At 50.4% G+C, this 21,020-nt stretch carries 28 protein-coding genes, 1 tRNA gene and 2 pseudogenes; 23 read left to right on the top strand and 8 right to left on the bottom strand.

Features of this window, described 5'->3' with window-relative positions; all coding sequences use genetic code 11:
- Positions 1-42: 42 nt before the first annotated feature.
- The 5 genes from WM46_RS12205 to folD form a co-directional block, all read right to left on the bottom strand.
- Positions 43-567, bottom strand: a complete 525-nt coding sequence (locus tag WM46_RS12205; RefSeq protein WP_061076700.1) for a metal-dependent hydrolase — start codon at positions 565-567, stop codon at positions 43-45.
- 72 nt (positions 568-639) lie between these two features.
- Complete coding sequence (gene malI, locus WM46_RS12200; protein WP_061076701.1) at positions 640-1,656, bottom strand: Mal regulon transcriptional regulator MalI; 1,017 nt, start codon at positions 1,654-1,656, stop codon at positions 640-642.
- An 84-nt stretch (positions 1,657-1,740) separates the two neighbouring features.
- Positions 1,741-3,240 carry a PTS transporter subunit EIIC gene (locus WM46_RS12195; RefSeq protein WP_061076702.1) on the bottom strand — a complete coding sequence of 500 codons (1,500 nt, stop codon included), beginning with the start codon at positions 3,238-3,240 and terminating at the stop codon, positions 1,741-1,743.
- Between the two features lie 253 nt (positions 3,241-3,493).
- Complete coding sequence (gene ybcJ, locus WM46_RS12190; protein ID WP_102602390.1) at positions 3,494-3,706, bottom strand: ribosome-associated protein YbcJ; 213 nt, start codon at positions 3,704-3,706, stop codon at positions 3,494-3,496.
- Position 3,707: 1 nt separating this feature from the next.
- On the bottom strand, positions 3,708-4,574 hold the full coding sequence (folD, locus tag WM46_RS12185; RefSeq protein ID WP_061076703.1) for a bifunctional methylenetetrahydrofolate dehydrogenase/methenyltetrahydrofolate cyclohydrolase FolD: 867 nt from the start codon (positions 4,572-4,574) through the stop codon (positions 3,708-3,710).
- A gap of 243 nt (positions 4,575-4,817) precedes the next feature.
- Here folD and WM46_RS12180 point away from each other — a divergent pair.
- The 6 genes from WM46_RS12180 to WM46_RS12155 all read left to right on the top strand — a co-directional run bounded on the left by WM46_RS12180 (position 4,818) and on the right by WM46_RS12155 (position 8,557).
- A tRNA-Arg gene (locus WM46_RS12180) sits at positions 4,818-4,894 on the top strand.
- Positions 4,895-5,060: 166 nt separating this feature from the next.
- Entirely contained in the window at positions 5,061-6,248 is a 1,188-nt protein-coding gene (locus WM46_RS12175) for a tyrosine-type recombinase/integrase (protein ID WP_102602389.1), read from the top strand.
- Positions 6,249-6,588: 340 nt separating this feature from the next.
- Positions 6,589-6,942, top strand: a complete 354-nt coding sequence (locus tag WM46_RS12170) for a hypothetical protein (protein WP_102602388.1) — start codon at positions 6,589-6,591, stop codon at positions 6,940-6,942.
- Positions 6,943-6,960: 18 nt separating this feature from the next.
- Positions 6,961-7,419: a hypothetical protein gene (locus tag WM46_RS12165; protein ID WP_102602387.1), complete on the top strand. Its 459-nt coding sequence runs from the start codon at positions 6,961-6,963 to the stop codon at positions 7,417-7,419.
- Positions 7,420-7,636: 217 nt separating this feature from the next.
- The gene (locus WM46_RS12160; RefSeq protein ID WP_102602386.1) at positions 7,637-7,834 is read left to right on the top strand and encodes a helix-turn-helix transcriptional regulator; all 198 of its coding nucleotides are present in this window, start codon (positions 7,637-7,639) and stop codon (positions 7,832-7,834) included.
- A gap of 105 nt (positions 7,835-7,939) precedes the next feature.
- Positions 7,940-8,557 carry a Bro-N domain-containing protein gene (locus WM46_RS12155; protein ID WP_102602385.1) on the top strand — a complete coding sequence of 206 codons (618 nt, stop codon included), beginning with the start codon at positions 7,940-7,942 and terminating at the stop codon, positions 8,555-8,557.
- A gap of 79 nt (positions 8,558-8,636) precedes the next feature.
- Here WM46_RS12155 and WM46_RS12150 read toward each other — a convergent pair whose 3' ends face one another.
- Complete coding sequence (locus WM46_RS12150) at positions 8,637-8,840, bottom strand: YlcI/YnfO family protein (RefSeq protein ID WP_102602384.1); 204 nt, start codon at positions 8,838-8,840, stop codon at positions 8,637-8,639.
- Positions 8,841-9,039: 199 nt separating this feature from the next.
- Here WM46_RS12150 and WM46_RS12145 point away from each other — a divergent pair, with 199 nt between their 5' ends.
- The 11 genes and pseudogenes from WM46_RS12145 to WM46_RS12105 all read left to right on the top strand — a co-directional run bounded on the left by WM46_RS12145 (position 9,040) and on the right by WM46_RS12105 (position 13,267).
- On the top strand, positions 9,040-9,327 hold the full coding sequence (locus WM46_RS12145; protein ID WP_102602383.1) for a host cell division inhibitor Icd-like protein: 288 nt from the start codon (positions 9,040-9,042) through the stop codon (positions 9,325-9,327).
- Positions 9,320-9,481 (top strand): hypothetical protein, encoded by a 162-nt coding sequence (locus WM46_RS26375; RefSeq protein WP_187394486.1) that lies wholly within the window; start codon positions 9,320-9,322, stop codon positions 9,479-9,481. The genes WM46_RS12145 and WM46_RS26375 overlap by 8 nt, the downstream gene beginning before the upstream one ends.
- Positions 9,474-9,878, top strand: a complete 405-nt coding sequence (locus WM46_RS12140) for a CHC2 zinc finger domain-containing protein (RefSeq protein ID WP_102602382.1) — start codon at positions 9,474-9,476, stop codon at positions 9,876-9,878. The genes WM46_RS26375 and WM46_RS12140 overlap by 8 nt, the downstream gene beginning before the upstream one ends.
- Positions 9,865-10,035 carry a hypothetical protein gene (locus WM46_RS26370; RefSeq protein ID WP_187394485.1) on the top strand — a complete coding sequence of 57 codons (171 nt, stop codon included), beginning with the start codon at positions 9,865-9,867 and terminating at the stop codon, positions 10,033-10,035. The genes WM46_RS12140 and WM46_RS26370 overlap by 14 nt, the downstream gene beginning before the upstream one ends.
- A 95-nt stretch (positions 10,036-10,130) precedes the next feature.
- On the top strand, positions 10,131-10,484 hold the full coding sequence (locus WM46_RS12135) for a hypothetical protein (protein ID WP_187394484.1): 354 nt from the start codon (positions 10,131-10,133) through the stop codon (positions 10,482-10,484).
- Positions 10,477-11,226, top strand: a complete 750-nt coding sequence (locus WM46_RS26630; protein WP_262360475.1) for a hypothetical protein — start codon at positions 10,477-10,479, stop codon at positions 11,224-11,226. Before WM46_RS12135 ends, WM46_RS26630 begins: the two co-directional genes overlap by 8 nt.
- 169 nt (positions 11,227-11,395) lie before the next feature.
- Positions 11,396-11,527: a hypothetical protein gene (locus tag WM46_RS26625; RefSeq protein ID WP_262360474.1), complete on the top strand. Its 132-nt coding sequence runs from the start codon at positions 11,396-11,398 to the stop codon at positions 11,525-11,527.
- Between the two features lie 88 nt (positions 11,528-11,615).
- A complete protein-coding gene (locus tag WM46_RS12120; protein WP_102602380.1) occupies positions 11,616-11,999 on the top strand; it encodes a hypothetical protein in 384 nt (127 codons plus the stop codon).
- Positions 11,992-12,639, top strand: coding sequence for a hypothetical protein (locus WM46_RS12115; RefSeq protein WP_102602379.1), 648 nt, complete (start codon positions 11,992-11,994; stop codon positions 12,637-12,639). The genes WM46_RS12120 and WM46_RS12115 overlap by 8 nt, the downstream gene beginning before the upstream one ends.
- An 80-nt stretch (positions 12,640-12,719) precedes the next feature.
- Positions 12,720-13,040: pseudogene (locus tag WM46_RS12110) on the top strand (DUF2514 family protein); the annotation flags it as partial.
- A 29-nt stretch (positions 13,041-13,069) separates the two neighbouring features.
- On the top strand, positions 13,070-13,267 hold the full coding sequence (locus WM46_RS12105) for a hypothetical protein (protein WP_102602377.1): 198 nt from the start codon (positions 13,070-13,072) through the stop codon (positions 13,265-13,267).
- Positions 13,268-13,699: 432 nt separating this feature from the next.
- Here WM46_RS12105 and WM46_RS26355 read toward each other — a convergent pair whose 3' ends face one another.
- Complete coding sequence (locus WM46_RS26355) at positions 13,700-13,942, bottom strand: hypothetical protein (RefSeq protein WP_187394483.1); 243 nt, start codon at positions 13,940-13,942, stop codon at positions 13,700-13,702.
- Here WM46_RS26355 and WM46_RS12090 point away from each other — a divergent pair.
- Positions 13,932-15,389, top strand: coding sequence for a glycosyltransferase family 2 protein (locus WM46_RS12090; RefSeq protein WP_102602375.1), 1,458 nt, complete (start codon positions 13,932-13,934; stop codon positions 15,387-15,389). The two genes, WM46_RS26355 and WM46_RS12090, sit on opposite strands and share 11 nt — an antisense overlap.
- A 137-nt stretch (positions 15,390-15,526) precedes the next feature.
- Here WM46_RS12090 and WM46_RS12085 read toward each other — a convergent pair whose 3' ends face one another.
- Complete coding sequence (locus WM46_RS12085) at positions 15,527-15,760, bottom strand: hypothetical protein (protein ID WP_102602374.1); 234 nt, start codon at positions 15,758-15,760, stop codon at positions 15,527-15,529.
- Positions 15,761-15,923: 163 nt separating this feature from the next.
- Here WM46_RS12085 and WM46_RS12080 point away from each other — a divergent pair, with 163 nt between their 5' ends.
- The 5 genes and pseudogenes from WM46_RS12080 to WM46_RS12060 all read left to right on the top strand — a co-directional run bounded on the left by WM46_RS12080 (position 15,924) and on the right by WM46_RS12060 (position 21,020).
- A complete protein-coding gene (locus WM46_RS12080; RefSeq protein WP_102603826.1) occupies positions 15,924-16,535 on the top strand; it encodes a hypothetical protein in 612 nt (203 codons plus the stop codon).
- The gene (locus WM46_RS12075) at positions 16,535-16,885 is read left to right on the top strand and encodes an HNH endonuclease (RefSeq protein ID WP_102602373.1); all 351 of its coding nucleotides are present in this window, start codon (positions 16,535-16,537) and stop codon (positions 16,883-16,885) included. Before WM46_RS12080 ends, WM46_RS12075 begins: the two co-directional genes overlap by 1 nt.
- A 196-nt stretch (positions 16,886-17,081) precedes the next feature.
- A complete protein-coding gene (locus WM46_RS12070; RefSeq protein ID WP_102602372.1) occupies positions 17,082-17,579 on the top strand; it encodes a phage terminase small subunit P27 family in 498 nt (165 codons plus the stop codon).
- Positions 17,579-18,889 (top strand): annotated as a pseudogene (locus WM46_RS12065) (terminase large subunit); the annotation flags it as partial. The gene WM46_RS12070 and the pseudogene WM46_RS12065, both read left to right, overlap by 1 nt.
- On the top strand, positions 18,885-21,020 hold the full coding sequence (locus WM46_RS12060; protein WP_262360473.1) for a DUF1983 domain-containing protein: 2,136 nt from the start codon (positions 18,885-18,887) through the stop codon (positions 21,018-21,020). The pseudogene WM46_RS12065 and the gene WM46_RS12060, both read left to right, overlap by 5 nt.

Raw genomic sequence — 21,020 nt, 5'->3', positions numbered from 1 at the left:
AATGATCGGTAGGCCTGATAAGCGTAGCGCCATCAGGCACTATTAATGACGTCTATACCACCACAGCACACCCATCATCATCACTCCCGGTAGCCATACCCATAATAATTCCGAAAATATCACCTGGTGCCCGTACGGCGTGGCGTAACGTGATAACGCAAACGGGGCGACTTTAATCACCTGCCAGGGTGCGAAAAAGCGTTCATCCGACCACGGCCACAGCCAGCCAACGCCTTTGCCCCCGGTGGTGACAGAATCCAGCAGACTGTGCGACAGCAGCGAAACCGTCAAAAACAGCCAGCAACGCATTAAGCCGGCTTTAAACCATCGTCGTCCCATCCACACGCAGAGCAGCGGAACCACCAACGCAAACAGCAGCGAATGGGTAAATCCGCGATGGCCGAACACGTTTCCATAGGACACACCGAGTTTAAACGAAAGCACGTCAGCGTCCGGCAGCATCGCAAGGGCGATCCCGGCAAACAGTAAACGTGGAGGAATGACTTTCAGTCCCAGACCCAGCCCAAGGCAAATCGGGACGGCGGCGTGCGTGATAACGGTAGGCATCGGTATTATCCCTGGCAAATCATAGCAATATAGCAGTGACAAGCGGGGAGAGGAGGCGGGTGAATTCTGAATTTACGCCGATTCGCGCACGACCAGTTGACCGGAAAGCGTAATACGCTGGATTTGTAGCTCTGGCTCTTTCAGTTTGCGCATCATAAGGACTGCCGCCTGGCGTCCGGTCTCTTCACTGGCGGATGAAACATAGGTTAATGACGGCGAGGTCAGATTCACGTGGAGCATGTCTTCGAACCCAATCAGGGCGACCTGTTGCGTGAGGAAAACATCTTTCCCAACCGTGCGCCCAACCTGATGAATGCCGGAGATCGAGCCAATCATCGCGGCGGGAGAATGGCAGAGCAGGGCGGTGAAGGTGTTGTTCTTTTCCAGTAACTGGCGTGTGGCGAGCCCCGCCGCCTGAGTATCGTCGCTACAGGCCGGTGCGGACTCCTCGCGATACACCAGGCCGTTCTGCGTCATTGCGCTGCGAAAACCCAGCAGTCGTTGTTCACGAATGTGGCAGCCTTCCTGCCCGCCGATATAGGCGATATTACGATGCCCTCGCTCGATGAGGTAGCGGGTCGCCAGATTCGCGGCCTGGCGATTATCGCGCATCACCAGATCGCATTTGTCTTCCAGCAGCGACTGAGACACTACCACCAGCGGTAGCGGGCAGTGGCGGATTTTCTCTGGCAATGTTGAGGCGCGATTATCGGAGGCGAGGTAAATCACCCCGGCGACGCCCTGCTGCTTAAACGACAGCAGACAGCGCTCCAGGTGATCGCCATCGTTAAGCGGCTGGCCGAGAAAAACCATAAAACCGTTTTTTTCCAGTTCCTGAACAATGCTTGCCATTACTTTGATGGAAAAGCTGTCGCTAAAATCACGCAGGATCAGGCCGATCAAATTGGAGGTATTGGCGCGAAGATTCGCCGCGGCGATGTTATGGACATAACCAAGCGTATTGATGGCGGCATGGACCTTCTCAATGGTTGCCTCTGAGATTTTCCCTTTCTGGCGTAGCACCAGCGAAACGGTTGAGACCGAAACGCCCGCCTGCTTTGCCACATCAATAATGCTGACTTTCTTCAAAATCGCTCCCTGAAAAATACCGGTTATCAGCCAGATACAACAACGTCTCCCAGCGTACAGGAGACGTGTCATTCAGGCATCTTATTATTTGCCGATCATCGTGGACATGGTCTGGGCGATAAACTGTGCTCTGGCACCGAAAATCACCTGGATACCGTTATCGCCGACAAAAACCACGCCGCGCGCGCCGAGGCCGTTAAGACCGTCTTTATCGACCACGTCGCTTTTCGCCACTTCCAGACGCAGACGGGTGATGCAGGAGCCGACGGAGTCGATGTTCTGCGCACCGCCCAGCAGGCCGATGATTTCAGTGGCAATTTCTGTATCCGTCTTGTCGTTTGCATTGGCGGTCACTTCGGTACGACCTGGCGTTTTGATATCGAAACGGCGAATGACAAAGCGGAAGGTAAAGTAGTAAATCAGCGCCATCGGCACGCCGATGATAATGGCGTTCAGGAAATTGGTCTGATAGCCATTGAAGGACGGCAGAATGCCAAACGACAGGTAGTCGATGAAACCGGCGGAGAACGATTTGGCAATATGCGCATGCAACAGGTACATGGTCATATAGGCCAGTCCCGCCATCACGGCGTTGAAGACGTACAGAATCGGCGCCACGAAGATAAAGGTGAACTCAACCGGCTCGGTGATCCCTGTCAGGAAGCAGGTAAGCGCGGCCGAGAACAGAATACCGGCGGCAATTTTCTTATTTTTCGTGTGCGCTTCGTGGTACATCGCCAGACATGCCGCAGGCAGAGCAAACAGCATCAGCGGGAACTCGCCCTGCATGAACTTACCGGCGTTCTGATAGGTATCGCTACTGAAGGATTTGACCCCTTCCTCCAGCATTTTGAACCAGATTGTCTGGTCGCCGTGGATCACTTGGCCGGCCTGAGTGGTGTAATCCCCAAAGGAATACCAGAAGGAGGGATACCAGATGTGATGTAAACCGAGCGGGATCAGCGCACGTTCAACCAGGCCAAAGATAAAGGTTGAGACTGCCTGATTATCGCCGTTAACCACCACCGAAAGCGCATCGATACCGGACTGGATATGTTGCCAGACGTAGGGCAGTAGCAGACCGAGCACGAAGGAGAGAAACGCGGTGGCGATGGCCACAAAACGCTTACCGGAGAAGAAACCGAGGAATTCCGGCAACTGCATGGTATGAAAGCGGTTGTAACACCAGGCGGCGAGAATACCGCAGATCAGACCGCCAAAGACGCCCATCTGCAGGGTCGGGATACCGACCACCATCGCGTATTTGCCGCCCTGAGAGGCCATCTCCGGCGTGATGCTCAGCACCGTACTGATGGTGATATTGGTGACAAACACTGAGACCGCCGCCGACAGCGCCGCGATACCTGATTCTGAAGCGAGACCGACGGCAGAACCGATAGCAAACAGCATCGGCAGGTTATCAAAGATAACGCCGCCTGCGTTCATCATCAGCGGCAGATGGAATTTATCCCCGAAGGCCAACAGCAGGCCCGCAGCGGGAAGCAGTGAAATTGGCAGCATTAAGGCGCGACCAATCATCGATAATTTAGACAACGATTTAACAAACCCTGATATCAGACCCATGCTGATTTCCCCCGAGTAGCGTTTTTATTGGCGCTGTTATTGTAAGTAGAACGTTATAGTAGAACGTTCTACTTATCGTGATGAAGGCGTGGATTTTGCGCAACTGAAATTTCACGCTTCATCAAATGAAATCGCGATTCTTTGAAGTTGATCGATAATTAACCGCTATGGTCGTAGGGAGATAGGGGGAGAGAATAAGGGGGTCTCAACCCGACATCCCCGGAGGAGAGAGCGGGTTGAGGCGTCAGACAGCTCAGGCTGTTACGATGATGGTCTGTCCGGCAAAACTCACGGTTTGACCGGCCACGATTTTACAGCGTTTGCGGGTTTCTACCGCGCCGTCCACTTTGACCTGACCTTCGGCTATGGCAATTTTCGCCTGGGCGCCGCTTTCACTCCAGCCTTCCAGTTTCAGCAAATCGCACAGTTCAACGTGAGGATGTTTGCCTAAAGAAAATGTCGCCATATTAATTGTCTTGAGGATCGTGATATTCAACGCACGCCTGTAGCGTGTTTTCGATAAGTGTGGCGACCGTCATTGGCCCCACGCCGCCTGGTACGGGCGTAATGTACGAGGCACGTGCGGCAGCGTCTTCAAACACCACGTCGCCGACGACCTTGCCATTTTCCAGACGATTGATGCCGACATCCACCACGATAGCGCCTTCTTTGATCCAGTCACCTGGAATAAAGCCCGGTTTCCCGACGGCAACGATCAGCAGATCGGCATGCTCAACGTGGTGACGCAGATTTTTGGTGAAGCGGTGGGTCACCGTGGTGGTGCAACCGGCCAGCAGCAACTCCATACTCATGGGACGACCCACGATGTTAGAGGCGCCGATCACAACCGCATTCAGACCATAGAGATCGATGTTGTAACGTTCGAGCAGAGTGACGATCCCGCGCGGCGTGCAGGGACGCAAACGGGGCGCACGCTGGCACAGGCGACCGACGTTGTACGGATGGAAACCGTCCACGTCTTTATCGGGATCAATCCGCTCCAGCACTTTGACATTATCAATGCCTGCCGGAAGCGGCAGTTGCACCAGAATACCGTCGATAGTGTTGTCGGCGTTGAGCGTATCAATCAGCTCAAGCAGTTCCGCCTCGCTGGTGGTTTCCGGCAGGTCATAGGAGCGGGAGACGAATCCCACCTCGTCACAGGCTTTACGCTTGCTTGCGACGTAAATCTGCGATGCCGGGTTGCTGCCGACCAGGACTACCGCCAGGCCTGGGGCGCGACGTCCGGCCTTAATACGCGCCTGAACTTTTTGAGCAACCTCAGAGCGCACCTGCTGCGCAATCGTTTTACCGTCAATAATCTTTGCTGCCATCAGAGAGAGGATTCCATCTGTTACTTCACGTCAAAGGGGATGGCGCTATTTTGTCAGAAGTGAAGACGGTTGTCAGTTACCGCTTACAGTCGACGCTGTTTTAGATGGCGATCCGTGGGGGATTTGCCCTGAGGAAAGGCAGGATGCTCACAACTCAAGCAGTTGAGAGGAAAGCCATTGACCGTTAAGGTTGTGAACGTATAATACCGACCAGTTTTGTGTCAGTCCGCATTGCAGTTCAATGCTCCCTTAGCTCAGCTGGATAGAGCAACGGCCTTCTAAGCCGTCGGTCACAGGTTCGAATCCTGTAGGGGGCGCCATTTTCACTTCTACCGACATCTCTTAAAGTCTACTAAATCCAGATATACCAAGCCTTATAGCAAAACTTCATTATCTCAAAGTCTAGTGTCATCTATTGAAATCTACGCTCGCCTGGGGGTACATTCGGGGGTATGTTCAGGTTCAATGAAATGAGATACCCCCATTATGAAGCTAACTGCCCGCCAGGTAAGTACTGCAAAGCCAACAGAGAAACCATATAAGCTGTCTGATGGCGGTGGTTTGTATTTGCTGGTTAACCCGAACGGTTCCAGGTACTGGCGCATGAAGTACCGTTATGCAGGGAAAGAGAAGCTGCTATCCATTGGTGTTTTTCCGGATGTGACGCTTGCGGAGGCCAGAGACAAACGGACTGAAGCCAAGCGAGTACTTGCCGCGGGTGATGATCCATCTGAGGTTAAACAGGCATCCAGAGAGGCGAAAAATCTCGCGGTTAATAACAGCTTTGAACTTCTGGCGCTTGAATGGCATGACCATAAGAAGCCGAACTGGTCCTCCGGCTATGCCGACGACATTCTTGAATATCTGCGAAAAGACATATTCCCGTATATCGGGAAGAAGGCCATAACAGATATTAAGCCGATGACTATGCTCTCTGTACTGAAGAAAATGGAGGCGCGCGGTGTACTGGATAAGCTAAAAAAGACCAGACAAGCCTGCCGTCAGATATTTACCTATGCAATCATAACCGGCAGAGCTGAGTTTAATCCCGTAACGGATTTAGCTGGTGCACTGAAATCCCCAAAACAGCAACCTTTCCCTCATTTAATGCCGGATCAGATTGGTCCATTCATAAATGCAGTTCATGTTTACAGTGGTAGTAAAGTAACCAGAATAGCTACGTTAATACTTATGTATACCAGCGTCAGAACTATAGAACTGCGTGCCGCTGAGTGGGCTGAGTTTAATTTTGACCATGATATGTGGCAGATCCCCAAGGAACGCATGAAAATGCGTCGTCCTCACCTTGTTCCACTTTCACATCAAGTAAAATCATATCTTCTGGAGCTAAAAGAGATCACTGGCTGGGGTAAGTATGTTTTCCCTGGGCGTAATGATGCGCACAAGCCTATGAGTGAAGCCAGTATTAACCAGGTGATTAAACGTATTGGTTATGCAGGGCAAGCAACAGGCCACGGGTTCAGGCACACGATGAGTACGGTTCTGCATGAGAAAGGATTTGACTCTGCATGGATAGAAGCGCAACTGGCGCATGCCGACAGGAATACTATCCGTGGTACCTACAACCATGCGCAGTATCTTGACGGTCGTCGGGAGATGCTCCAGTGGTATGCGGACTATCTGGATGAGCTGGCTAAGAAGTCTGTTGGCTAAGCCACTTACTCACGTATGAGAGAAAGGTGGTTGTTCCAGTAGTTCCAGTTGTTCCATATATATGTTTACAAACATAACTAATTGTTTTTATTTTCATATATGCATTCTGGCTGGAACAATTCTGGAACAACTTTTGCCAGTTTTGGAACAACATCTGACTTACAATAATGTGTCATAGTTGTTATTTTACTGGTTATGCATACAGCTTGCTCTAGACATGTATACCTCAGTAGACGATAATCCCAGAAAAGAAAATGGCTATGTTTAGATTGGTACTAAAAACCCGTACACCTCTGCGGGCTGACATAGCTGCCAAAATTAGAGGATGCGAGGTGACGTTATGTTAGACATAGCTGAAGTGCTCAAAGCGCGCGAGAGTGAGTTTGTTAGCCTGAGAGAATTAGTTACACGTATTCGTTTGCATCAACCACATGTCAGTGAGACCCAAATCGCAGATTTTCTTTATATAGAGGAATCGAATGGTGATCTTCCTGAATGGGTTAAACAAGGCATAGCCGGCACAATTGAGCCTACCTATACTGACAACCATTATGATGGTGACCCATCGTTAATATCTCTCCTCAAAGCCATACGTGAAGAAGGATATATGCCTGAAGTAGCCCCTAAGATCGAATTAGCTCGTTCTACAGTTAGCGAACCGCCGATGGATTTTGACGATGATATTCCGTTCTAATTAAGAGTTAAGGAGAAAATGATGGCTGGTTGGGGGAGTAATGATCATTGGTCTGCGCCTCATTTCGATGTATATGGCTTCAGACGCTCGGACTTAAAAAATTTAGCAGAAAAGCTAGGTATGGACTTGTCTATTCCATTAGACGAAATAACACCTAGTGTTCCTGATTCTACAGATACTAAACCATTGAGCGAAGCTGACGTTGAAATGTTGCGTATGGAAATTGATACGCTTAAACGGCAAGTACGTAAGCTAGAAAGCGAACGTCCAATTCTCATTAAAAAATATAGAGAGGATGATCCACTTTTTCTTGCCATACAAATAAGAAATAAAGAGTGGTCTAAATATGACCATGATAACGATAGAGCTACGCGGGCAAATCAGGCATCCATTAAGCAAGAACTTGAGAATATGGGATTCACCAGTCGTCAGGCTGAGTCTATCGAATTGGTTGCCTGTCCTATTAAGCGAGGATGATCCCCTTACCCTCAGGGCTGTTTGAGCATATCAGCTCTTACCCTGAGGGTGCTTTGGTCGTAACCCTTATGGTAACAATGCCGCAGAATGATAATTTACCCTAAACCCTTAGAGTAAATTATCAATTAATCTCCCTCATGCTTGAGGGTATGAAAATAATCATGTTTTTCATGCCATCATTCATCTCGTAATTCACAATAGACGTTACGAGGTATACATGTCGCAATCTTTTATTCGTCTTTCAGAAGTCCAGCGCCGCACTGGCTACAGCAAAGCTTGGATCTACCGCCTTATGGGACAGGGTAAATTCCCGTCCTCTGTCAAAATTGGTTCACGTGCCATTGCCTTCGTCGAAAGTGAAGTTAATGACTGGATTAACCAGCGCATCGAAGAATCGCGCAAGGAGGTAGCCTGATAAAGAACCCCTTATGCGCATTTGTTGTGTGTCGTTGCATTCACATCTGATTAAGATCTGGTTGTCACGACAGTCATCAAACTAATTAACGACAGGTAAATAACCATGAATAAATTAAATGCCCTCTCCGGGCAGGGCCTTGCTCACTCTGAAATCGGTCAGGGCGTTAATTGCCGCGAACTGAAGTTTCATGACCAGGTGGTAATTCCGTTTAACAATGGTGACGGGAAAATATGGTTCACTGCAAAACAGTCTGCGGGGCTTTTGGGGTATGCACAAGTTAAGGCCATCACCAACTTGTACAACAGGAATAAAGATGAATTTACCGAAGGGATGTCACAGGTCATCAATGTGATGACCAATGGAATAAACAATAACTTACGTAGAAAAAAGGTGCGGGTCTTCTCTCCGCGCGGACTCCATTTGCTGGGGTTCCTTGCTGACACACAGGTTGCCAAAGAGGTTAGAAGGTGGGCTCTTGATCTCATTGAGAAAGAGAATTCGGCTCCTCAACTGGATGTTCACCACACCATTGAACAGATGCGAAATATTGTTGCAGCAGCTTGGAAGGCTTCAGACGAGGATTCTTCCGATGCTGGCCGCCGTCTTCGTAAGCGCCAGGGTGATCTGCCTGAACTGGTTAAGGCGCAAAAGCTGGTGGATGAAATTGGTCAGATTCCATTTGAGTTGATTGGTGGTGGGAAAGTCGAGGTATCAGTATGAGCGGCTTTACTGGCAGCACACCCCGTGTGCACAAAGAAAAAGGCAACGCTGCGAACGTTGCCTTTGGGGACCAAGTCGATCACTGGTCGGGATTGTCTTTGTATTTCTTCCTTTGCTCGCCTCTGAGTTTAACCTCGCAGGCGTCAATTACCCAAGCAGAAAAATTGGCGTTCGGATGCTCGCGTTTTTCATGCTCTACACTCGCGTCAATATCTTCGAGTAGTTCGTGCGGAAAGCGGATGTACTTCTTTGCTGATTTGCTATTGATGTTGCCGCTAGACATTTCTGCGCCTCATATTGGTACCAAATGTGTGCGCACAGAATACTATAAAAATAGTGAAAGGTTAAGTATTGACATGTGCGCACATATGGATTTAATCTGTGCGCACAGTTCGGCGTTCCGCCTTACTGAAAAATGCGAAACCCGGCAGTGGTGGAACACTAACCGGGTCTCTAACCACAACGTAAGTGAGGCTTACATTATGGCATGTTCACATGATACCCAAACTCGGCCTGAATTTACATATCTGTTTCTGGGCACGCCGTCAGATAAACCTGGCGCGACACCCGTTGTTCTGCGCGCTGAAGCTAATACCGAACATCAGGCACGTTCACATTTCCTGAACTGGAAACTGGTCTTTGCCGCGCAGATTCGTACTAAGGCTCCATGTCGTCTCCAACTGATAGACGGTGACGATCACTTCTCCTGGGTTTTCGAGCAGCGTTTTGAAGCATGCACCTCTGGTGTTCAGGAGGTGGCGAATGTCTGAACTCACCAAAATTGATGCTCTTATCGAAATTGAAGCGCTCGCACGCGCAGCGCAGTTCCTGACTGATACTTCAGACCGTATTGAACTGGCCGGGAGCCTTATGTCGCAGATAGAGGAAACCGCCAGAAAAGCACAGGAGACTAGTGATGACTGACATTCTCAACGCTGTCGGGTCGTGCGTTCATCTGGATCGGCAGGGAAAAAATTACATCGGGTTCTGCCCTTTCCATAGCGAGAAAACGCCATCATTCACTGTCGATCCTGCCACTCAGACATTCCATTGCCTGGGATGTGGTGCTCATGGCGATACAGGTGAGTTTGAAAAGCTGATGTTGCGGAAAGGTATTCGCACTCTTCTGAACGTAAACCTTCATGTCGCTCCGAATTTTACCGGATGTGTGGTGGTTCAGCTTAAAGAAGGACGTCATGTGTGTGACTACCCGCTGGTGAATGGCGAACACATAGCTACGTTACCGTCGTTTCTGGAAATGGCCCGCCGGGCTGGCTGGTCTGTCACATCCGAACAGGGGGTATGCAATGCGCAACGTTAAGGTGCTCGATGCTTTCAATGCCCTGAACAAAATTCAGGCGCTTGCTGCCGCTGCCGGGTTTCTCACATCCAGTGAGGAAGAAGAGGAGATGTGTTTCAGACTGGTTGATCTGATTGAAAAGATCGCCCGTGAAGTTGCGGAGGCCGACAATGGCTAAACCACATATTTACAGCACTGATGAAGATGTGCTGCTGAATCTGCAACGTTCTCTGGATCTTGGTGAGCAGACAGAAAATGAACATGGGGTGTGCAATGGCTGAGTCATACCAGCAGTACACAGAAAGTCTTTGCCTGAAATTGGCAAGGGCATACATCCGCCACGTGATGAAAGACAGCGGGCGACCTGTTGCCTGGATCAATGCCGATAACGGCCAGCGCGTCATGATCATGCTTGAGGAAGCGTCCACGGCAACCTGTATCCGTAAAGGGCTGGTTAATCCGGCAGAGAAGGAATATCCAGGCCAGACGGGTAAGGCTTTTGCTTTGCACATGCTGAATGTCTGCTTCAGTGGCGACGATATCAGCAGTGAAGGACTGGATGTGATGAACAGTATCTTTCGCGATGGCGTGACTAACTTTTTGGCGCAGGAGAAGAGCAATGGCTGATAAAACTGAACTGATGGCTGGCGGAGGTCTTGACACCGAAACCGACTATATCGACTCGCAGGAATTACTGGTTTTGGTTAATGAAGCACGCAAAGAGTGTGGGCAAAAACCTATTCGCAATAACGATTTTGTCGCCCGCATCAAAGACGAGCTTGCCGGGGAGGGTTACGAAACTTTCGTAACCCCTATGGACAGTAAAAAAGGTGGAGCGGACCAGGAAGTCATAGGGATGCGTCGCAAGCAGGCTCTTCGGGTGGCTGCGCGCGAGTCAAAAGCTGTTCGCCGTGTGCTGGTTGACAAGCTGGAAGCCCGTTACCAGCCAGTGCCTGTACAACGTGAATTATCCACGATAGAGATCCTGCAGATTGCGATGACGTCTGAGCAGGGCCGTCTGGCAGAAAAAGAGCGGGCCGATCACGCCGAGCGAACAAAAGCACAAATCAGCCGTAAACGCGAAGCCTCTGCACTCGGAAAACTCAGTGCTGTAACCCGTCGCTGCCGGGATCTGGAAGAGCAGCTTGGCGAAAGCGTAAAACACGCAACCATCACCAGGATTGAGAAGGCAACCAGCCGCAAGGGTGAATTTAAATTCGCACCATTACGCCGCTGGTGCCGCGACAACGGTGTTGAGGCCAGGGATGTACCTGACGAACGCTACGGCAGTGTGAAGGCGTGGCCCGCTGAAGCATGGCTGGCTGTTTACGGGATTGATCTGAAAAAACTGGCCGGAGGTGGTGTATGAGCAACATCGAACAATTGCTTACCCGTTGTGATTTGCATAAAGAGGATGATGAGGCGCTGGTGGCGATCCGTATGCATTCCGAAAGCGCTTATGAGGGCATCATGTCCGGGCTGGGTCTGTCGGCAATATTGTGTTCTGGGCCTGTGATAATAAAGAATACACAGGTGACATGGCTAAAGAGGATTTGCGTAATCTGGGCGAAATGATGATGTATTTGCCGGGTATTGCTTCTGCTCTGAAATTTAATGCAGATGAAGCGGATTTCAGTATTCGTGAGCGGAAGCAAAATATCGGTAAATAATGCCACTGTAGCGCCATAAATTTAGCCCGAAAAATAACGGCCATCAGGTCGGGAGAGCACTCGTCCTGATGGCAGGAGAACAGTATTTATGAAAACGTCAAATAACTCTCTTGAATTAAACCGAAAACATATTGCCGATGCCTTTATTCATTATTGTCGGTTACGTAACAACGGTTCAGCAGTACTTAACCTGATGGTGAAAAGACAGGTCGTGGCTCTCGATAATCTGACAGAGTCAGCCATAAGTAGTTGCCTTATCAACAGCATTGAACTCCAGTGCCTGCGTAAGTTCGGTAGTGATAAAGGACTGCAGATGCTGAACGACACTTACGCCGGGATGCTGACGAAAGACTGCAGTCGCCTCACATCTGAAGGTGTTGAGTTTATGAATGAAGTTATGAAAGAGGCAGTGACCGCCGCACTGGACAATCCGAAAGATAATAACTTTGGACTGGAGATTTATCATGCGTAAAACACAAAGTAATTATTTCTCTGGTGAAAACAGCCAGACAGAAAAATATATTCTGATGAGCCGTCTGGAAGCCGAGAAAAATGTAGTCCTTTATTTCCATCGCCAGCAGAGTGGAGGCAATACTGCCGTCCCGGAAACTGATATTCAGAAACTCGACAGCGGAGAGTATGACTCGGATTTAGTGAGTGGACTGCGTCTGGTTGCCTCCCTCTGGCACGGTATGCATGCCGGGGACTTTATTTTGAGTAATGAGCAGAATCTGATGCTCTGGCGCTGGGTGGTGGCCGCCGTATTTATCTGTGAAATGTTTGACACCAACGGATCTGTTGAAGTGAAAAATGAGCAGGGAGAGCCTGAGGAGGTCACCGTATATACCGGCGAACAGGGAGGCATAGTCATTTACCCGTGGTCTGAACGTTTTGCACTGGCAAATCATATCGAGGGGCTAGCATACGAAATGTTCCCGGCGAACAAAGCCCCGGAAATGGCCGCGGCAATATATCGCAGCATGATAGATATCAGCCCTGTCACGGGGATCGATATGTCTGAAGGGGGGCTTAAAGGGATGGCGCTTCTTCACGACAGTTTTATTGAAACGCTTAAGACGGAAGGCATTCCGGCAGCGCCGATGGCTCACTGAGAGGCAGACGATGAAAAATGCACCCAACATGAACAAACTGCCTTCAGACCCGTTTGCCGAGGCGATTATTTTTGCCGGAGAAAGATGCACAACAACAAGCGGCAAAAGCTGCTGCCACTGCTGCTGGTTTGTCTGCCACTGTTAACCAGTTGCGCATCGAAGCAACAAAACTTGCCACCCGCCTGGACGCCGCAAAGCACACCGCAGATCTTGCCGCTGCCGTCAGAAGCAAAACAGCCAGCGCCGACGCCGGAATGCTCGCCGACATGCTCGGAAGCCTTGCAGAAGAAGCTAAACGTTATGCTGGAATCGCTGACGAACGCTACCGCGCCGGAATGACGTGTGAGCGTGTTTACGACTCGGTAAGAGAGTCAAACAATAAATCACTGGCCTCGCAATAGCGGGGCTTTTTAATAAATGAGGAATGAGCATGACAGTAGTTCTTACAGCAAAACAGATTGAAGACCTGGCTGTCTTCGCGAAAGAAGACGGTGCGTCTCAATACACCATCACCACTGGAAAAATTCCGGAGTTTGAAGCGGATGATGGCGAGATTATTCCTGAATACACTGGGCTGATCGCGTATTCCGATTCACTTGAGCATGGTGTGTTGCAACTCGACGACTGAGTTACCATTACAAAGCTTACCTGCTGGTGGGCTTGAAAATGGTTATCCCCACAAGCGGATAAGACAACTCTTATCCGCTACAGGGTATAAAACAGCATCGCACCCGCGTGGCTTATTAATGCGCATCGCACGCGCACATCAAAGAGAGTCTTTCAGTAGTGAGCCTGGGTAAACCGTTACCTCTTGGCGGCTTTACCGTGCGCCAGGCTCACGTCTAAAAGGAAACGCAGATGACCTTTATCCTCATATTTTCTTTATACGCTTCAGCATGGGCTGATAATGATTTTGCCAGCGTCCGTTCACAGGAGTTTTCCTCACGGGAGACTTGCGAGGCCGCAAAAGCCGAATTCCTGAAAAACTTTGAGACCGCTCGATCAACCAATACGCAAGCTATCTGCGTGAAGAAATGAGGCTTGTATGAGAATTACTGTCTTAGATGACGATCCCGGCAGGAAGATTAATCCCGGAGTCGAGCGATACGCTGTCTTTCTCGATGGCGTTGAGGTTAAGCACGTCTACACGGCTGATGATGAGAAGGGCGAAGTAATTGCTGCTGTTCATGATGAGCGTGGCTATGTGGTAGCAGAGAACGGCGAAGTGAATCGGCAGACGCTTTACGGGAAAGTTCTCATCAAACGTCAGTAGTTTTCCTCCTGGAGAAATTATGCAGGTCATTATTGATAATGTCCCGTATGCGCCTGTCTGTAATTCATCTGCCCGTATCGGAATAGCAATCTCAACGCACAATCGACCAGAAGTGCTTAAGCGAGCCATCGAACAGCACATGAAACATCTGCCCGTCGGAGCGCTGGTGGTTGTTATAGACGACGGGTCAAAACCTGCGGCCGTAGTTCCTGCTGGTGTGCAACTGGTTCGCCAGGAAACATCACTCGGCATTGTTGCTTCGAAGAATACCAGTCTTACAGCGCTGATTGATGCCGGGTGCGAGCATCTGTTTTTGTGGGACGACGACGCATGGCCGATTGTCGATGGCTGGCATCTTCCTTATATCGAATCACCTGAGCTGCATCTGGCATATCAGTTCCTCGACCTTGCCGGGCCGCGCAAGCTTAACGATCTCGCTGTGCTTTATAGCGACGATAAGCATGTGGCGTACACCGGGCAGCGCGGCGTGATGCTGTATTACCGCCGCAGCGCTATCGAGCATGTCGGTGGCTTTGACTGGATTTACGGGCGCGGCATGTACGAACACAGTGACCTTGCCCTGCGCATCCATAACGCTGGCCTGACTACCTGGGCTTATGCCGATGTAACTGGTTCCGAAAAGTTGATTCATTCGCTCGATGAGCATGAAGCCGTAGATCGGTCGGTGCCAACGGCAGACCGGAAAGCGCTGGTGGAACGTAATGTGAAAATCCACAACGAACGGCGCGATACGGGGTATACCGGTTACGTTGAGTACCGGCAGCAGCGCGACGTGGTAATCACAACGTTGCTTACCAGCCAGCCTGACCCGCAGCGTGGTAGCAGAATGCAGCCTGACCCGGCGGCGCTGACCGCCTGGGCTAAATCAATCCGGGGTGCTGATGCCATAGTGCTGGCCGATCAGCTAACCGCCGTTCCTGATGGCGCTCAACTGGTGACAGTTCCTGATGTTGCAATGAACGTCTACTTCCGGCGCTGGCTGCATATCTGGCAGCACCTGCGCGATCATCCTGAATACCGGTTCGTCTGGTGTACCGATGGTACCGATGTCGAAATGCTACGCGCGCCGTGGGGAGAAATGGAAGCCGGAAAGGTGTATGTCGGTTCAGAACCGAAGACCTACGCCGACACCTGGGCGAAACAGAATCATCCTGAGCGAATCTATCAGGAATTCATTGAAGCGCATCGCAGCGATGTGATGCTTAACGCTGGTCTGCTGGGCGGTACCCGCGCTGATGTAATGGCGTTCGCTCACGGCATTATCCGTCTTTACTACCGGATCGAGAGTTATCGTTTCTGGAAGAAAGAACAGGCTGGCGCCGGGGTAGGTGACATGCTGGCGTTCGGTATTGTCGCGCAGTCATTTGCTGACTGGCTGGTTACCGGCCCTCTGGTGCATACAGTGTTCAAAACTGATGGTGTTGGCAAAGAGTCAGCGTGGTGGAAACATAAATAAATGGAGACAAATATGACACTCATAGAGCGCCTTATAATTCTTGAGAAAAAGGTTGAAGCGATGGAATCAGCGACCCTTAAACAGATCGCTGAAAGTAATATTAGCAATGGATTAATAAAATCGCTTGTTCGGAAAAATTAGTTTTCAACGTTGAAGTTGGTCTGCTCGATTTTATCAGCCAATGAGGAGAAGGCCTGTGGTGCACCTTCGACTTCCTTGTTGGTATTTGCCCAAAGTCTGAGATTTTTCACAACATCCGTTTTTACGGATGGCAGTGCCGTGGAAACGGCTGCCAAAGTAACAGTTAAAGCTGCTTCAAGTGCTTCAATCTTCCGATATAGCTCGATTTGATCTTGCTTGATAGTAGGCATTTCTTTTCCTTAGCCAGAGGTGTTCAGCCATAGCTCCAGCATTATGTACGCCAGTGTCCCACCACTGACGGGCTGAGTGCTTACCTTAACCAGGGTTAAAGCGAAGCAACACCCTGATATTCAGACAGTAGTCGCCATCGTGCGGCTTTTTATTGGAGATTCTCTGGTGACTGAAGAGATTAAGTTTGTGGTTGTCGGACACCATTCACGACACAAGCAGGCATTGTGTCTGGCTGAGCATCTCGGTGCTGTCCTGCTAATTGATAGTGGTGACAATGGCGCTAACTGGAATCACCGCCGCGCGCTTGAATGGGCTTCAAAGCAGGATTGTCGGGTTGTGATTATCGAAGATGACGCGCTACCGGTTCCCGGGTTCAGGGAAATGGTCGCTGACTGGCTGGAGCGTTTTCATTACGCACTGGTGAGTTTTTATCTCGGCACTGGCCGACCGCCACAATATCAGATGCAGATAGCTGAGCGGCTAATTATGGCTGACAAACTCCGCAATGATTACGTCACTCTCCCGCGATTGATACATGGCGTTTGCTACAGCGTCCCGCCGGAGCGCATTGAAAAGATGCTGGCACGATGGGACAGCCGCAAGCCTGCTGATTATGCAGTAGGTGATGCTTATGGTGATGAGGTGGTCTATCCGTGTTATTCGCTGGTTGATCATGCAGATGGTGAACCGGTTGAACGTCATCCTGACTCTGTACCACGTACAGAACGCCGTCGAGCGTGGCGATTGGGAATATTTCCAGTAATGAGGTTGTGATGCCAGCACTGATACCCAGAGCATGCCGTAAACGCGGTTGTCCAGGCACAACAACAGATCGTTCTGGTTACTGCGAGAACCATCGCAATGAAGGCTGGCAGCAGCATCAGCGAGGGCAAAGCAGGCATCAACGCGGCTATGGCAGCAAATGGGACAAACTGCGTCCTCTTGTACTAGACAGAGATAAACACCTCTGTCAGGAGTGCCTGCGAAATGGAAGGTACACACCTGCTGAGACGGTGGACCACATCACCGCCAAAGCAAATGGGGGGACCGATGACCTGTCCAACCTCGAAAGCCTCTGCAAGCCCTGCCATAGGGCGAAGACAGCGGTAGAAAGACTCAAATGATAGTTGTTCTCATTAAGTGGTTGCAAATGCAACTATTTCAATGCAAATGAGAACTTTTATCATATATGGGGAGGGCGGGTTGAAAGTTCAGGAACGACGCGCCAAAGGACCGCCGCCTAACCCTTATTCACATCGCCGCAGGTTAGAAAACTTTTTTATGGGTCCCCCATTCGATGATTGATAGGAGTTTTCGATTATGTCAGGACCGCCGAAAACCCCGACCCATCTGCGTTTGGTTAGGGGTAACCCATCCAAACGACCGATAAACCAAAACGAGCCGCAACCACCTAAAGGGGTTCCCCCAACGCCGAAGCATTTCGACAAACAGGGGAAATACTGGTTTAAGCGGATGGCTGAAGAGTTGGACGCCATCGGCGTGATCTCCCAGCTTGACGGGCGAGCCCTTGAGTTGTTGGTTGAGGCTTATACCGAATACCGGCACCACTGCGACACGCTGGAGAGGGAAGGCTACACCTACGCCGTATATAGCGACGAAGAGCCAGACGAAGGTAAAGAGCGAGAAATACGCATGATCAAGGCTCACCCGGCCGCCATCATGAAAGCAGATGCCTGGAAACGTCTACGCGCCATGCTCGGTGAATTCGGCATGACGCCAGCAAGCCGTTCTAAAGTGAATACAAAAGGTCCTGATGCGGTTGATCCGATGACCGAGTTTATGAAAGCGAGGGATTAATGGCTAATGTTGCAGAAGGCATCCGCTACGCCGAGAGGGTGGTGGCGGGGGAAATTATTGCCTGTGAGTATGTGCGCCTTGCCTGTCAGCGTTTTCTTGACGATCTGGCACACGGCGAAGAGCGCGGTATTTTCTTCAGTGAGCCGCGTGCGCAGCACATTCTGAATTTCTATAATTTTGTGCCTCACGTAAAAGGCGCGCTGGCAGGCCAGCCTATTGAGCTGATGGACTGGCATGTTTTCATCCTGATTAATATTTTTGGTTTTGTTATCCCGCTGGTTAACGAAGAGACGGGGGAAAACGTCCTGCGTAACGATGGCAGCGGTCGTCCGGTGATGGTTCGGCGTTTCCGTACAGCAGATGTTGAGGTGGCCCGTAAAAATGCCAAATCAACACTTTGCTCCGGCGTGGGGCTTTATATGGCTGGCGCCGACGGCGAGGGCGGGGCGGAGGTTTATTCCGCTGCAACCACCCGTGACCAGGCGCGAATTGTTTTTGAAGACGCGAAAAATATGGTCAAGAAGGCGAAAGCCACTCTTGGGAGGATCTTCGAATTCAACAAGTTCGCTATCTACCAGGAGCAAACGGCCTCCAAATTCGAGCCTTTATCATCAGATGCGAACAACCTCGACGGCCTGAACATCCACTGCGCCATCGTCGACGAGCTGCATGCTCATAAAACCCGTGATGTCTGGGACGTTCTGGAGACGGCAACCGGGGCGCGCCTGCAATCGCTGCTTTTCGGCATCACCACCGCTGGCTTCAACAAAGAAGGCATCTGCTACGAATTGCGTGATTACGCCATCAAGGTGCTGCGTGGGCTGGTAAAAGACGATACGTTTTTTGCCATCATCTACACCTTAGATGAAGGTGACGATCCCTTTGATGAAAAAGTCTGGCAGAAGGCTAATCCTGGGCTGGGTATCTGTAAGCGCTGGGATGACCTGCGCCGCCTGGCTAAAAAGGCGAAAGAGCAGGTTTCGGCCAGAATTAACTTTTTCACCAAGCACATGAATATCTGGGTTACCGCCGAGTCGGCCTGGATGGACATGATTAAGTGGGAAAAATGCGATTTTATCGCCCCGCAGCATGAACTTAAAACCTATCCCTTATGGGTTGGCGTTGACCTTTCAAACAAGATAGACATCTGTGCCGCAGTAAAAGTCTGGCGCGCTCCTGTCGGTCACGTTCACGCCGATTTTAAATTCTGGTTACCGGAAGGTCGACTTGAGAAATGTTCCCGTCAAATGGCCGAGCTTTACAGAAAGTGGGCTGAGATGGACAAGTTAATCCTTACCGACGGTGATGTACAGTAACAACGCAGCGCTGGTTATCCTGGACTATTACCGCAACTACCTGAAGGTTCCTGATTCAGACATTAACTGGGATCAGTTTCAGGAAGCCGCCAACATCTGCGATGAGGATGTGATCACCGGCGGCAATACCGTCGAAAGACGCTACACGATCAACGGCGAGTTTGACCTCAGCGAAAACAAGGTGAGCATTCTGGAGGGGATGCTTGCGGCCTGTGCTGGTGACGTGACCTATATTGCCGGTAAGCATGGTTTGCTGGTTGGCGCGTACTATGGCCCGGCAACGGAAGTGATCACCGAAAGCCAGCTTGCGGGTGATATCGAAATCATGCCGGAAGTTTCCCAGTCGGAGCGTGTTAATACTATCAAGGGAACATTCGTCGATCCGCAACAGGGGTTTACTGAAGCTGATTTCCCATCCGTATCTGTAAGCGAGTGGGTGGCGGAGGACGGCGTCGAAATATCGCAGGATATGAAACTGCGATTTGTGACGAGTGAGTTTCAGGCTCAGCGCCTGGCTGATGTGAAGTTAAAGCGTACCCGTATTGCCAGAACGATGAACGTTACGCTGAATCTCAGTGGCTACCGATATCGCCCCGGAATGTATGTGAAAGTCAATTTCCCGTCTATCGGCATCGTGAACGTTGAGATGCGGGTAACGGACTGGAAATTTGGTGTGCAGAACGGCGTGCAACTGACACTAAAACAGGAAACGGCTGATGTATGGGGTGATGCTATTGGCAAGCCTATAGAGCGCCCTCCATTCACTCAGTTACCGTCCGGTGGTGTTGCCCAGCCGCAGAACATGAAGTACACCGTCGAAGAAATCGGTCAGGTGGTCCAGGGGATACTGTCCTGGGAAAATATCGGGCAGGTTGTTTATAACAAAGTCGTCATTCGTCGCAATGGACAGATGGTGCTTTCTGCCCAGGTGCCGGGGTCTTTCACTCGTCTGACAGGGCTGCCAAGGAATACCTACACTGCGCATGTTTCAGCGGTGAATCAGATGGGGGCTGAATCGCCGGAAGCTTATCTTGAGTTCAGTGTTGAAGCGCCGCCGCCGCCCTCGCATGTTGATATTGAGCAGGGTTTCTTTGCGGTGACGATGATCCCCCGCCTTGCTGCTATCACCAACGTTTCCACCCAGTTCGACTTCTGGACATCAGGTGAAACGAAACTTCAGGGCACATCAACTGAGATCGTTGAGGGTAATGCCAGCAGAGAGGGGATGGGAACCACATGGACCAGCAATCAGTTGCAGGTCGGGCATACCTATTACTGGTATATCAGGACCATTAACGCATTCGGTGCTTCTGGATTTATCGAAGTCCCTGCTCTGTGCTCAATGGATACAGGAAGCCTGATCGACCTCATTGATGATTCTGTTCAGAATTCTGAAGCATTCCAGAACATTAAAGGCGGGGTTGACACAAACCTTGAAGGCATAATGGAAAATGCCCTCGCCAATCACGGCACGGTCCAGCGTCAGTTTGAGCAGTACGGTGAAGTCAAAGCCGAAGTGATGACAGTGACCACCACGGTAGCAAATCTGGATGGTGCATTCGCTGAACTGGCCGATTATGTTCAGGCGCAGATCGGACCTGATGGTGAACTGATGGCGGCTGTAAATCAGAAATTAACAGCTGAAGTGAAAAGCGATGGCACTGCGAAAGCGTCGTACACACTGAACCTTGGGATTGTCAGAAACGGTGTGAAATATGACACCGGGTTTGGTATGTCCATTGAGCCATCGGGCAGCACCTATAAATCCACAGTGGTTTTTGCTGCTGATCAGTTCGGCATTTATTCTGGTAGCGATCCGGGAAATTACACCGCCGCCTTCTTTGTCTTTAACGGACAGGTATTTATCCGCGATGCGCTTATTCAGGATGGCAGTATCACCAACGCCAAAATTGGTAACTATATCCGGTCCACCTCTTTCGTTTCTGGGCCGTTAGGGGCAGGGTGGAATATCGATAAGAACGGCAATTGTGAATTCCATGGGAAATTTTATGCTGACAGTGGTCAGTTTGCATTTAATGGTGTGAATAATACGGTCGTTATTAACGGGAATGGAATTACTGTCAATCTGTCTGGCGGTGGGCGAGTTGTTGTCGGTAAATGGTAG

Source organism: Citrobacter freundii complex sp. CFNIH2 (genome assembly GCF_002880615.1).
In the GTDB taxonomy this organism is placed as follows: domain Bacteria; phylum Pseudomonadota; class Gammaproteobacteria; order Enterobacterales; family Enterobacteriaceae; genus Citrobacter_A; species Citrobacter_A amalonaticus_F.
This window is presented reverse-complemented; position numbering and strand designations above follow the sequence as displayed.